Source organism: Thermoflexus sp., assembly GCF_040289485.1.
Classification (GTDB): Bacteria; Chloroflexota; Anaerolineae; order Thermoflexales; family Thermoflexaceae; genus Thermoflexus.
On record NZ_PSLG01000064.1, the window covers coordinates 1 to 12,163 of the forward strand.

The following is a 12,163-nucleotide window of genomic DNA, read 5'->3' on the forward strand; positions in this document are numbered from 1 at the left end:
CCCCCACCCCGTCCACCCGACCGGCAGCCGCCCCCGCCACCCCGTCCCCGTCCCCGTTGCCTCCGCCCACCCCGACGGAGACGCCACGGCCGCGGGCCGCCCTTTACAATTTTGTCCTGCCCGGCTGACCGGTCTGTGCGCGCAATACGCGCCTCGTGCAGGCGCTGCAACCCCGTTACGCCGAGGACGTGGCCTTTTTCGAGGTCCGGGCCGACACCCGAGAGGGCCGTGCGCTGTTGGCCCGTTTCGGCATGCCCGGGACCCATGGCCTGGTGATCCTCGACCGGGCCGGCCGGGTGGTCTGGCGCAGTTTCGGCCACGACACCACCCCGGAGCAGGTGGAGGCCATGCTCCAACAGGCGATCCGTTGAGATGGAGGTCTGCGATGGACCCAGCGCCGCGGGAGGTGATCCTCCCCATCATCGGCATGACCTGCGCCAACTGTGCGCGGACGGTGGAGCGCGCCCTGAAACGCACGCCCGGCGTTGTGGCGGCCTCGGTCCATTTCGCCGCCGAACAGGCCGTGGTCCTCCTGGATCCCTCCGCCGCCGATCTCCGCCGCGCCGTCGAGAGCGTCCGCGCCGCCGGCTACGAAGTGGCGACCGCTACCGTGGTCCTCCCCCTCCGCGGGCTGCGTGACCCCAGCGACGCCCAGGCCCTCGAAGGGCGCCTGGGCCGCCTCCCCGGCGTCCTGGAGGCGACCGTGAACCCGGCCACCGAACAGGTCCATGTCACCTATGTGGTGGGCGTGGTCGCCCTCCGGGACCTGATCCGAACCCTCCGGGAGGCTGGCTTCGCGGTGGCGGAGGCCGGCGCGGCCGCCGGGGTCGCCGCGCCGGACGCGGAGCAGGCCGCCCGCGCGGCCGAGCGGGCCCGCCAGCGCCGCCGCCTCTTCTGGGGGTTGCTCTTCACCGTCCCCGCCTTCTGGCTCAGCATGTCCTTTGACCTGCTTCACAACGTCATGCCGGGGATGGAACGCCCCCTCCTGCTGGATCTGCTCCTGCTGCTGCTGACCACCCCGGTCCAGTTCGGGGTCGGCGGGGACTTCTACCGCGGCGCGGTGCGGGCCCTGCGCCTGGGGACCGCCAACATGGATGTGCTGGTGGCCCTGGGCACGTCGGCCGCCTATTTCTACAGCGCCGCCGTCACCATCGCCCGCCTGCTGGGGACCGATGCCCTGGGCCGCTATACGTATTTTGAGACCGCTGCGGTCATCATCACCCTCATCGTCCTCGGCAAATACCTGGAGGCTCGGGCCAAAGGCCGGGCCGGGGAGGCCATCCGGGCCCTCTTGGCCCTCCAGCCCGAACGGGCCCGGGTGCTTCGGGATGGCGTCGCGCACGAGATCCCCGCCACCGAGATCCAGGTGGGGGATCTGCTGGTGGTCCGCCCCGGGGAGCGCATCCCGGCCGACGGGGTGGTGGTCGAAGGCCGCTCCGCCGTGGATGAGTCCATGCTCACCGGTGAACCCATCCCGGTGGAGAAAGGCCCCGGCGATCGGGTCCTCGGCGGGACGGTGAACCAGCACGGCTGGTTGAAGGTCGAGGCCACCCAGGTGGGCCAGGACACCGTCCTGGCCGGGATCATCCGCTTGGTCCGGCAGGCCCAGGGCAGCAAGGCCCCCCTCCAGCGGCTGGCCGACCGGGCCTCCGCCGTCTTCGTCCCCATCGTCATCGCCATCGCTGCCCTCGCCTTCGCCGGCGGGCTGGCCAGCGGGGCCGGCTTCACCCGTGCCATGGTCAATGCCATCGCCGTCCTGGTGGTGGCCTGCCCCTGCGCCATGGGCCTGGCCACCCCCACGGCGATCATGGTGGGGACCGGCCGCGGGGCGACGATGGGGATCCTGTTCCGGAGCGCGGAGGCCCTGGAGCAACTGGGCAAGGCGACCCTGGTCGCCCTGGACAAAACCGGCACCCTCACGGTCGGCCGCCCCCGGGTGACCGCGGTGATCCCCCGCCCGGGCCTCTCGGAGGAGGCGGTGCTGGCCATGGCCGCCAGCGTCGAGCAGGGCAGCGAACACCCCCTCGCCCAGGCGGTGGTGGAAGCCGCCCGGGCCCGGGGCCTCCCGCTGACGCCGCCGGCCGCCTTCTCCGCCCTGCCCGGCCGCGGCGTGATGGCCCACCTGGACGGCTACGTGGTCCGGGTGGGGAAGGCCCGGTGGTTGGAGGCCGAGGGCGTGGCCCTCGATGGCCTGGCCGCTGTCCTTCAGGACCTCCAGGGCCGGGGGCAGACGAGCATGGTGGTGGCCCGGGATGGGGAGGCGGTGGGGGTGATCGCCCTGGCCGACACCCTGAAGCCCGAGGCCGCCGAGGCGGTCGCCGCCCTCCACGCCCTGGGCGTCCGGACCGCCATGGTCACCGGGGACAACCAGCGCACCGCCGAGGCCATCGCCCGCGCGGCGGGCATCGACCGGGTCTTCGCCGAGGTCCTCCCTGCCGACAAGGCCGCCATCGTCCGCCGCCTCCAGGAGGAGGGCCATCGGGTGGCTATGGTCGGCGACGGGATCAACGACGCCCCCGCCCTGGCCCAGGCGGACGTGGGGATCGCGATGGGCACGGGGACAGCGGTGGCGATGGAGACCGCCGACGTGATCCTGATGCGGGGCGACCTGCGCCTGTTGCCCCAGGCCATCCGCCTCTCCCGGGGGACTGTCCGGACGGTCCGCCAGAACCTGTTCTGGGCGTTCTTCTACAACGTGCTCCTGATCCCGGTGGCGGCCCTGGGCCTGCTGCACCCGATGCTGGCCGCCGGGGCGATGGCCTTCTCCTCCATCTTCGTGGTGACCAATTCCCTGCGGCTGCGAGGGGCCCGGTTGTGATGCGGTGATCCGGAGGGGGCGGCGCGATGCTCTCCCTCCACCCAGGAGGTGATCGATGGCCCGGATCCGCCGTTGGGTCGTAGGGCTCCTCGGGCTGGGGCTGCTGGCCGGCTGCGCGGCCCCTCGCCCCCCGGCCGACCCGCTCGGGACCGTCGTCACGGTCTATTTCTCGCCGACCTGCGGTTGTTGCCAAGAGTGGATCCGCTATCTCCAGGCCCACGGCGTGCAGGTCCACGGGGTCCTGCAGGACGACCTGCAGCCCCTCAAGGAACGGCTCGGCGTCCCCGAGGCTGTGCGAAGTTGTCACACGGCCCGGGTGGGCCCCTACACGGTGGAAGGCCACGTGCCGGTGGAGGCCATCGCCCGCCTGCTGCGGGAGCGCCCGCCCGTCGCCGGGATCGCCGTGCCGGGGATGCCCGCCGGCGCCCCGGGCATGGGCGGGGACCCCATCGGGCCCCTGGAGGTCATGGCCTTCTTCCCCGACGGCCGGTTCACGGTCTGGATGCGCCGGTGAGGGGCAGCCCCTCGACCCTGCGCCGATTTTTCCCCGCTCACCGCCCTTCGGGTTTAAACTTTTAAGAGAACGCGCGGAAAGGCGGTGGGCGATGGCAGAGGTCCAGACGCTGGCCGAGGTGCTGGACGCCCTGACGCGGCCCGGGGAGCTCTACGAGCGGCTTCCCGACGGCACGGTGCGGTGTTACGCGTGCGGCCATCGCTGCCGCATCCGCCCCGGCCGCCGGGGGATCTGCCAGGTGCGCTTCAACCGGGACGGCGTCCTTTACGTTCCGTGGGGCTACGTGGCCGCCCTGCAGGTGGACCCCACGGAGAAGAAGCCGTTCTTCCACGTCCTGCCCGGCTCCTACACCTTGACCTTCGGGATGCTGGGCTGCGACCTTCACTGCAGCTACTGCCAGAACTGGCTGACCTCGCAGGCGCTGCGGGATCCCGCCGCCGGGGTGATGCCGGAGCCGATCACTCCCCAGCAGCTGGTGGCCTTGGCCCAGCGCTACGGGGCGCAGCTGGTGGGCAGTTCCTACAACGAGCCGCTGATCACCTCGGAGTGGGCGGTGGCGATCTTCCGGGAGGCTATCGCCGCCGGCCTGCGTTGCGTCTACGTCTCCAACGGCAACCTCACCCCTGAGGTCCTGGCGTATCTGCGCCCCTACCTCACAGCCTACAAGATCGACCTCAAAAGCATGCGGGACAAGAACTACCGGGCCCTGGGGATGCCCCTCCAGAACGTCCTCGAGGGCATCCGCCTGGTCCACGAGAGCGGCCTGTGGCTGGAGGTGGTCACCCTGGTGGTGCCTGGCTTCAACGACTCCGAAGAGGAACTGCGGGACGCGGCCCAGTTCCTGGCCTCTATCTCCCCGGACATCCCATGGCATGTGACGGCCTTCCACCCCGATTATAAGATGACGGACCGGGACTGGACGCCGGCGCGGACGCTGATCCGGGCGGCGGAGATCGGCAAGGCCGCCGGGCTGCGCTATGTCTACGCCGGGAACCTGCCGGGCCGGGTGGGCCCCTTCGAGAACACCTATTGTCCGAACTGCGACGCCCTGCTCATCGCCCGCCACGGCTTCCGGGTGCTGGTGGATCACCTCTCCGGTCGGGGGACTTGTTATCGCTGCGGGACGCCGATCCCGGGCGTCTGGCAGTGAGGGCCGCGGACGGTGCGTTGGGGCGGAGGCAGCCTTGGCCCGCACGAAGGCACGGAAGCGCCCTTCGGCGAAGGCCCCCCGGGAGCGGGCCGCGGGAGCCCGCAGAGGCCTCCGCCGGACCGGAGACCAGGCCCTGGTCGGGCTGGGCCTGGCATTGTTTCTCGGGGGGCTGCTGACGCTGCTCGGCGTGCTTTCCCCCCAGCCTCTCCCTGGGGTCTCGGCGCTGTTCTGGGGGCTGGGAGGGGGGGCCTTCGCGGCGCCGCTGGCCGCCCTGGTCGCCGGAGCCTGGCTGCTGTGGCGGCGGTTCGGGACCGCTCCCCGCCCAGATCCGGGGCGGCTCTTCGGCCTGGGCCTACTCTATCTTTCCACCCTGGTGCTCCTGGACCGCCTGGCGGGGGCGGGCGGCGCGCTGGGTCAGGCCCTCGCCCGTGTCCTGATGGAGAACCTGGGCCCCGGCGGCGCCCTCCTGGTTCTCTTGGGGGGCCTCGGGGCCGGCCTGATGGGCACCCTGCGCATCCCTCCAGAGCGCCCCATCGAGGCGGCGATCCGCCTGCTCCGGCGGCTCCGGGCCGCCCGGCCGGTCCCTCGGGTCCATTCCCCCGCGCCCCCTACGCCTCTAACCCTGTCCGCGTCGTCTGCCCCCCGCATCCTGGGGGAATCCGAGGCGCCTCCGGAAGCCTCCGCGTCGCCGGCGCCTGCCCCGGTGGCTGCCGGGCCTCCCGCGGCCGCCTTGCCCCTCGCCCCCGAGGGGCCCCGCTGGATCCTGCCCCGGTGGGAGGAGATCCTGGACCCCGGGGAGGACGTGGAGATCGACGAGGCCGATTTGCGGGAGAAGGCCCGGGTCATCGAGGAGACCCTGCGCAGCCTGGGGGTGGAGGCCCGGGTGGTGGAGGTGCAGCGCGGGCCGACCGTTACCCTGTTCGGCCTGGAGCCGGGCGTGGTCGCCCGGGGTGGGCGGCCCACTCGAGTGAAGGTGAACCAGATCGCCGCCCTGGCGGACGACCTGGCCTTGGCCCTCTCCGCCCGCTCCGTCCGGGTGCTGGCCCCCATCCCCGGTCGGGGGCTGGTGGGCCTGGAGGTCCCCAACGAGCGCCCGGCCCGGGTCCGGCTGCGGGAGGTGATGGAGAGCGAGGCCTATCGCGCCCTCGAGGCGCCGTTGCGGCTCCCCCTCGGCCAGACGGTGGCCGGGGAGCCCCTGGTGGCGGATCTCACGGCGATGCCCCACCTGCTGATCGCGGGGGCCACCGGCTCCGGCAAATCCGTCGCCCTCAACGCCATCCTCACCGCGCTGCTGTGCACCTGCACGCCGGAGGACCTGCGGCTGATCCTGATCGATCCCAAGCGGGTGGAACTGACCCTCTACAACGGCATCCCCCATCTGTGGACGCCGGTGGTGGTGGACCTGGAGAAGGTCCCACGGGTTCTCCAGGAGGCCATGCGGGAAATGGAGCGGCGGTATCGGGCCTTCGCCGCAGCGGGGGTCCGGCACATCGCTGAGTTCAACCGCTGGGCCGCGGCGCGGGGGGAGCCCCGCATGCCCTATCTGGTGGTCGTGGTGGACGAACTGGCGGATCTGATGATGCGGGCGCCGGAGGAGACCGAGCGGACCATCGCGCGGCTGGCGCAGATGGCGCGGGCCACGGGGATCCATCTGGTGATCGCCACGCAGCGGCCCAGCGTGGATGTGGTGACGGGGCTGATCAAGGCCAACTTCCCGGCCCGCATCGCCTTCGCGGTGGCCTCCTCGGTGGACTCGCGGGTGATCCTGGACCAGCCGGGGGCGGAGGCCCTGCTGGGCCGGGGGGATATGCTCTTCCTGGCGCCGGACCAGGGCCAGCCGATCCGCGCCCAGGGCTGTTACGTCTCCGACGAGGAGATCCGCCGGATCGTGGCCTATTGGAAGGGGATCCGCGGCCGATCACCGCCGGCCCCGCCAGGCCCCGGGACGCCGGCCGACCGGCCCCCGGAGGGACAACCGCGGAAAGCCGAGGAGGCCGCGGAGGATGCCGAGGGGGAGCCGGACGAGGAGTTGCTCCGGCGGGCGGTGGAGGTGGTGCGGCTGCACCGGCGGGCCTCCATCTCTCTTCTGCAGCGCAAACTGCGCATCGGCTACAACCGCGCGGCCCGCCTCATCGACCTGATGGAGGAGCGAGGATGGATCACCCCGCCGGAGGAGGGCAGCCGGTGGCGGGGGCTGTAGGATCCACCCAACGGTGGCGGTGAAAATGGGGCAGTGGGCGGCGCGTGGGCGGATGTGGGCCGGGCGCGGGCTCTGGGGCCTCTGCGGCCTGGTCCTGTTCCCGATGGCCTCTCCCGGATGCGGACGGGGGCGGCTGCTGGCGTTCCCGCTCGGGCGAGGGTGGGGCCCCACCCTGCGGAGCGGTGGCGGATGGCTGGCCTGCTGCGGTGGCTTGACGCCCGGGCCGCCGGGCGTCCGCTGGCCGGGGAGCTCTTCCTGCTCCCCTTCCGGGCCCTCCCCGCCGTTTGACGGATCCTCGGTGCCTGGTTATAATGAAAATGCTTCAGCCGCTGGAGGCATCGCCCCCGATGGTCACCCAGGTGGATGGACGGCGCGGCTCCCGGTCCGGCTCCCCCACGGGCGCGATGTCGAGGCGGTAGCCGATCCTCATGGAAGAGTGGAAGGACCATGGAACAGACACAAGTTCAGGTTCCCATCCTGGATTTCGATTACATCCATCTCGAATCCAAGACCCTGGACGAACTGCGCGACCTGGCCCGGTCCCTCAAGATCCCCAGTTACAGCCGTCTGAAGAAGCAGGATCTAATCATGCGGCTGCTCCAGGCCAAGGCGGAGCAGCAGGGCTACGCCTTCGGCGGGGGGACGCTGGAGATTGTGGAGGATGACTCCCTGGGCATGATAGGCTTCCTCCGGGTGAACCCCAACTTCCTCCCCAGTTCCAATGACATCTACGTCAGCCAGTCCCAGATCCGACGCTTCGGCCTCCGCAAGGGGGACTTCGTCGTCGGCCAGATCCGCCCGCCCAAGGAGACCGAGAAGTATTACAGCCTCCTGCGGGTGGAGGCGGTCAACGGGCTGGACCCGGAGCAGGCCCGTCAGCGGCCGCGCTTTGAGGAACTGACGCCCATCTTCCCCAACCAGATGTTCGATCTGGAGACGGACCCCAAGAACCTCACCACCCGGCTGATCAACCTGGTGGCCCCCATCGGGCGCGGGCAGCGGGGCCTTATCGTCTCGCCCCCCAAGGCGGGCAAGACCACCGTCCTCAAGCACATCGCCAACGCCATCTCCACCCGCTACCGCGACGTCCACCTGATGGTGGTGCTGGTCGGCGAGCGGCCCGAGGAGGTCACCGACATGGACCGCTCGGTGGAGGCCGAGGTGGTGCACAGCACCTTCGACGAGCCGCCGGAGAACCATATCAAGGTGGCCGAACTGGCCCTGGAGCGGGCCAAGCGGATGGTGGAGGGGGGAAAGCACGTGGTGATCCTCCTCGACTCCATCACCCGCCTCACGCGGGCCTACAACCTGGTGGTGGAGCCCAGCGGCCGGACCTGGACGGGCGGCCTGGACCCGGCGGCCCTGTATCCGCCCAAGCGCTTCTTCGGCGCCGCCCGCAACATCGAGAACGGCGGCTCCCTGACCATCCTGGCCACCTGTCTGATCGACACGGGCAGCCGCATGGACGACGTGATCTACGAGGAGTTCAAGGGGACCGGCAACTGGGAGCTGCACCTCTCCCGCAAACTCGCCGAGCGCCGCCTCTTCCCGGCCATCGACATCGAGCGCTCCGGCACTCGCCGGGAGGAGCTCCTGCTGGAACCGGACACCCTGGAGAAGGTCTGGCTGCTGCGGCGCATGATCGCTCGCATGATGGCGCCCCCGCCCGACGGCGGCGGCTACGACCTCGCCCAGGTGATGGAGTCCCTGCTCAACGCCCTGGCCAAGACCAAGAGCAACGTGGAGTTCCTCATGCGCCTGAAGAAAGGCGAGTGGGGTTGAGGGGATGGACCAGTTTTTTCATGCTTCCTCGACCCGCTCCACGATGGTGGCCTCCCCCTGGCCCACCCCGACGCACAGCGTCGCCAGGCCGTAGCGGGCCCGGCGCCGGCGCATCTCGTAGAGCAGGGTGGTGAGGATGCGGGCCCCGCTGCAGCCCAGGGGATGCCCCAGGGCGATGGCCCCCCCGTTGACGTTCACCCGCTCCATGTCCAGACCCAGCAGCCGGATGACCGCCAGGGTCTGGACAGCGAAGGCCTCATTGATCTCCACCAGGTCGATCTGATCCAAGGTCAGCCCCGCCCGCTCCAGGGCCTTGCGGGTAGCGGGGACCGGGCCGTAGCCCATCACCCGCGGGTTCACCCCCACCGCCGCCGAGGCGACCCAGCGGGCCATCGGCCGCAGGCCCAGGGCCCGCGCCCGCTCCGCGCGCATCAGCAGGAGGGCTGCCGCCCCATCGGCCAGGCCCGAGGCGTTCCCCGCCGTCACCGTCCCCCCCTTCCGGAAGACCGGGGGCAGGCGGGAGAGGCGCTCCAGATCGGTGTCCAGCACGATCTCCCCGTTCTCGATCCGGTAGCGGGGGCCCTCGTCGGTGTCGACCACCTGGGGCGGTTGCCCAGGGCGCTCGATAACCACCGGCACGATCTCCTCTTTGAACTTCCCGGAGCGGATGGCCTCCACGGCCCGCTGATGGGAGCGAAGGGCGAAGCGGTCCTGCTCCTCCCGGGTGATCTCCGGGTGCTCCTGGGCGATGTTCTCCGCCGTCTCCCCCATGGACTCCAGGGGGAACATCGCCTCCATGCGGGGGTTGGGGAAGCGCCAGCCCAGGGCGGTGTCGTAGACGGTGACGTTGCCCCGTGGGAAGGGGACGGCGGCCTTGGGCATCACCCATGGCGCCCGCGTCATGCTCTCCACCCCGCCGGCGATCACCACCTCCGCCTCGCCGGCCCGGATGGTCCGCGCCGCCAGGTTGACGGCCGTCAGGCCGGAGGCGCAGAGGCGGTTCACCGTGACCGCCGCCACGTGCTCCGGGAAGCCGGCCAGCAGGGCAGCCATGCGGGCCACGTTGCGGTTGTCCTCCCCCGCCTGGTTGGCGCATCCCATATACACCTCGTCGACCATGGCCGGGTCGATGCCGGCCCGACGGACCACTTCGCGGATCACCAGGGCGGCCATGTCGTCGGGGCGCACATCCTTCAGCACCCCGCCGTATTTGCCGATGGGCGTGCGCACCGCGGCGACGATCACCACCTCCCGCATCCTCACCCCTCCGGTTCAGGATCCGCGAACCAGTTCCCCATACAGGTCCGGCCGCCGGTCCCCGATGGGGTCCATCTCGAAGGCGCCGGGGCGCAGGATCATCCGTTTGTGGCGGGCCCGCCGGGGATCGATCTCGGCCGTCACCAGGGTCTCCTCCCCGCCGGCCTGCACGAGGGTCCGCCCGGCCGGATCGTAGACCCCGCTCCGCCCGAAAAAGGTGAACCCCCGCTCGGTCCCCACCCGATTGCACGTCAGCACAAAGAACCGGTTCTCCAGCGCCCGGGTGGGGGCGACGGCGATGGGCACGATCTCGGAGCCCTCAGGCCAGTTGGTGGGCACGGCCACCAGATCGGCCCCTCGGAGGGCCAGCACCCGGGCGGCCTCGGGGAAGCGCAGGTCGTAGCAGATGAGCATGCCGATCCGTCCGATAGCCGTCTCGAAGACCGGGAACCCGGTGTCGCCCGGCGCGGTGAAGCGGTCCACCCCCAGATACGGCCGGTGGGCCTTGCGGTAGCGGCCGATCAGCCCTTCGGGCCCGATGAGCGCGGCCGTGTTGAACAGCCGGCCGTCCGCCCGTTCCAGCAGCCCGACAACGGCGTAGAGGCCCCGGGCCCGGCAGGCAGCTGTGAAGGCCTCGGTGGTGGGCCCGGGGACCGGCTCGGCGTAGGGCCATGCCTCCTCTAGGGAGGCGAAGCCATAGCCGGAGATGGCGCACTCGGGGAAGAGGACCAGGCGGGCGCCCGCCCGGCTGGCCTCCTCGAGGTGGGCCAGAGCCCGCTCCCGGTTGTGGGGATTCTGCCCCAGAAGGGGGTCCATCTGGGCCAGGGCGACGCGGATCATGTGGGCCTCCTGCAGGGCGGCAGAGCACCTATTGCAGGCGGTTGATGTTCACCCAGATCGAGCCGACGAACACCTGAGTGGGATAGGCGGGCAGGGGGGTGGCGCAGGGCCCGGCGATGGGCCGGCCGTCGGCGGCGAAGCGGCAGCCGGCGCACGCGGCCACCAGTTCAACCCCCTCGATCTTGAGCAGGCAGGCCAGCCCCGGCGGCTGCATCGGGAAGGCCCGCAGGTGCCCCCCGGAGCGGACCAGGATCACGGGATATAGGCGCCCGCTGCGGTCGGAGAGGGTGAGCGGGAAGGGCACCCCCTCCGTCACCCGCTCCGGGGGGAGGCCGGTGTCCAGCCACCGGGGGGTCCATGGGGCCCCGAAGACCGCTAGGGCGAACAGCCCGCACAGGCCCAGGAGGAGGGCCCCGCCGAAGAGGGCCAGGAAGAGACGGCCTTTGCGGCCGGCCTGGGAGGGGAGGGCTTCCTCCTCCTCCATCGGAAAGGGGAACGGTTCGCCCCGCCCATCGCCGCCCCAGCCCATAGCGCCTGCCTCCGGAAACGGGGCGGGGAGGGACACGTCCCTCCCCGCCGGGATCGGAGGGCCGATCCAGAGGCCCGCTACGGGCGGGCCTCGACCTCCAGGACCTGGACGCCCCGGTAGGTGCCGCAATACGGGCAAACGCGGTGCGGCAGGATCCGCGCTTTGCACCGGGGGCATAGGACCAGGTTGGGGCGCCGGAGGGCATCGTGGGCCCGGCGCATCCCCCGCCGGGTGCGGGTGACCCGGCGCTTCGGCAACGCACCCATCGGATCCGCCTCCTGAACCTGGGCTTCTGAGAAGGCCAGGAACTCATGGTAGTCGAAAGCGGTCCTCTCGACAACTTCCGGGGACGGCCGTCGGGACAAAAAAGCGCCGCCCCATGGGCGACGCGGGCCCCCCATGGGGGGAACCGACCCCAAGGCTGGGGGGCTTTAGGTGAGGAACTCCCGCAACTGACGGCTGCGGCGGGGATGGCGCAGCCGGCGCAGGGCGCGGCCCTCGATCTGGCGGATCCGCTCCCGGGTCAGCCCGAACTTCTTGCCCACCTCTTCCAGTGTGTAACAGCGGCCGTTGACCAGGCCGAAGCGCAGCCGCAGGATGCGGGCCTCCCGGGGGCTGAGGGTGGAGAGGATCTCCTCGATCTTCTCCCGGAGCAGGTTCTGGTAGGCGATCTGGTTGGGGGAAGGAGAAGACTCGTCCTCGATGAAATAGCCCAGTTCGTCCTCCTCGTCCTCGCCCACCGGGTTCTCCAGGCTGAGGGGCTGCCAGGAGACCCGGAACATCCACTCGACCTTGCGGGGCTCCACTCCCAATTCGGCGGCGATCTCCTCTGCCGTGGGCTTGCGGCCCAGGCTCTGCTCCAGTTCGTGGGCCACCCGATACAATTTGCGGATGCGATCGCTCATGTGGACGGGGACGCGGATGGTGCGGCTCTGGTCGGCGATGGCCCGGGTGATGGTCTGGCGGATCCACCAGGTGGCGTAGGTGCTGAAGCGGTAGCCCCGCCGGTAATCGAACTTCTCCACCGCCTTCATCAGGCCCAGGTTGCCCTCCTGGATGAGGTCCAGGAAGGG

At 71.1% G+C, this 12,163-nt stretch carries 11 protein-coding genes; 6 read left to right on the forward strand and 5 right to left on the reverse strand.

Going from position 1 to position 12,163, the window contains the following annotated elements; genetic code table 11:
• Positions 1–155 precede the first annotated feature (155 nt).
• The 6 genes from C4313_RS09585 to rho all read left to right on the forward strand — a co-directional run bounded on the left by C4313_RS09585 (position 156) and on the right by rho (position 8,464).
• Positions 156–371, forward strand: a complete 216-nt coding sequence (locus C4313_RS09585; protein WP_352429642.1) for a peroxiredoxin family protein — start codon at positions 156–158, stop codon at positions 369–371.
• Positions 372–385: 14 nt separating this feature from the next.
• Positions 386–2,818, forward strand: a complete 2,433-nt coding sequence (locus tag C4313_RS09590; protein WP_352429643.1) for a heavy metal translocating P-type ATPase — start codon at positions 386–388, stop codon at positions 2,816–2,818.
• A 55-nt stretch (positions 2,819–2,873) separates the two neighbouring features.
• Complete coding sequence (locus C4313_RS09595; RefSeq protein ID WP_352429644.1) at positions 2,874–3,332, forward strand: DUF411 domain-containing protein; 459 nt, start codon at positions 2,874–2,876, stop codon at positions 3,330–3,332.
• Positions 3,333–3,423: 91 nt separating this feature from the next.
• Positions 3,424–4,482, forward strand: coding sequence for an AmmeMemoRadiSam system radical SAM enzyme (gene amrS, locus C4313_RS09600; RefSeq protein ID WP_352429645.1), 1,059 nt, complete (start codon positions 3,424–3,426; stop codon positions 4,480–4,482).
• 34 nt (positions 4,483–4,516) lie between these two features.
• A complete protein-coding gene (locus C4313_RS09605) occupies positions 4,517–6,682 on the forward strand; it encodes a DNA translocase FtsK (RefSeq protein WP_352429646.1) in 2,166 nt (721 codons plus the stop codon).
• Between the two features lie 447 nt (positions 6,683–7,129).
• Positions 7,130–8,464 carry a transcription termination factor Rho gene (rho, locus tag C4313_RS09610; RefSeq protein WP_352429647.1) on the forward strand — a complete coding sequence of 445 codons (1,335 nt, stop codon included), beginning with the start codon at positions 7,130–7,132 and terminating at the stop codon, positions 8,462–8,464.
• A gap of 18 nt (positions 8,465–8,482) precedes the next feature.
• Here the strand turns inward: rho and C4313_RS09615 are convergent, their stop codons facing one another.
• The 5 genes from C4313_RS09615 to C4313_RS09635 form a co-directional block, all read right to left on the reverse strand.
• Positions 8,483–9,721: a thiolase family protein gene (locus C4313_RS09615; RefSeq protein ID WP_352429648.1), complete on the reverse strand. Its 1,239-nt coding sequence runs from the start codon at positions 9,719–9,721 to the stop codon at positions 8,483–8,485.
• A gap of 15 nt (positions 9,722–9,736) precedes the next feature.
• Positions 9,737–10,561 carry a carbon-nitrogen hydrolase family protein gene (locus tag C4313_RS09620; protein WP_352429649.1) on the reverse strand — a complete coding sequence of 275 codons (825 nt, stop codon included), beginning with the start codon at positions 10,559–10,561 and terminating at the stop codon, positions 9,737–9,739.
• Between the two features lie 28 nt (positions 10,562–10,589).
• Positions 10,590–11,090: a Rieske (2Fe-2S) protein gene (locus C4313_RS09625; protein ID WP_352429650.1), complete on the reverse strand. Its 501-nt coding sequence runs from the start codon at positions 11,088–11,090 to the stop codon at positions 10,590–10,592.
• A gap of 77 nt (positions 11,091–11,167) precedes the next feature.
• Positions 11,168–11,356, reverse strand: a complete 189-nt coding sequence (rpmF, locus tag C4313_RS09630; RefSeq protein WP_352429651.1) for a 50S ribosomal protein L32 — start codon at positions 11,354–11,356, stop codon at positions 11,168–11,170.
• A 165-nt stretch (positions 11,357–11,521) separates the two neighbouring features.
• A partial coding sequence (locus C4313_RS09635; protein WP_352429652.1) for a sigma-70 family RNA polymerase sigma factor occupies positions 11,522–12,163 on the reverse strand: 642 nt, incomplete at its 5' end.

What these genes read in the sequence shown, in the direction of transcription:
- C4313_RS09620 (WP_352429649.1), bottom strand. Translation starts at nt 10,561, where the DNA reads ATGATCCGCGTCGCCCTGGCCCAGATGGACCCCCTTCTGGGGCAGAAT.
- rpmF (WP_352429651.1), bottom strand. Translation starts at nt 11,356, where the DNA reads ATGGGTGCGTTGCCGAAGCGCCGGGTCACCCGCACCCGGCGGGGGATG.
- amrS (WP_352429645.1), top strand. Translation starts at nt 3,424, where the DNA reads ATGGCAGAGGTCCAGACGCTGGCCGAGGTGCTGGACGCCCTGACGCGG.
- C4313_RS09625 (WP_352429650.1), bottom strand. Translation starts at nt 11,090, where the DNA reads ATGGGCTGGGGCGGCGATGGGCGGGGCGAACCGTTCCCCTTTCCGATG.
- rho (WP_352429647.1), top strand. Translation starts at nt 7,130, where the DNA reads ATGGAACAGACACAAGTTCAGGTTCCCATCCTGGATTTCGATTACATC.
- C4313_RS09590 (WP_352429643.1), top strand. Translation starts at nt 386, where the DNA reads ATGGACCCAGCGCCGCGGGAGGTGATCCTCCCCATCATCGGCATGACC.
- C4313_RS09595 (WP_352429644.1), top strand. Translation starts at nt 2,874, where the DNA reads ATGGCCCGGATCCGCCGTTGGGTCGTAGGGCTCCTCGGGCTGGGGCTG.
- C4313_RS09615 (WP_352429648.1), bottom strand. Translation starts at nt 9,721, where the DNA reads ATGCGGGAGGTGGTGATCGTCGCCGCGGTGCGCACGCCCATCGGCAAA.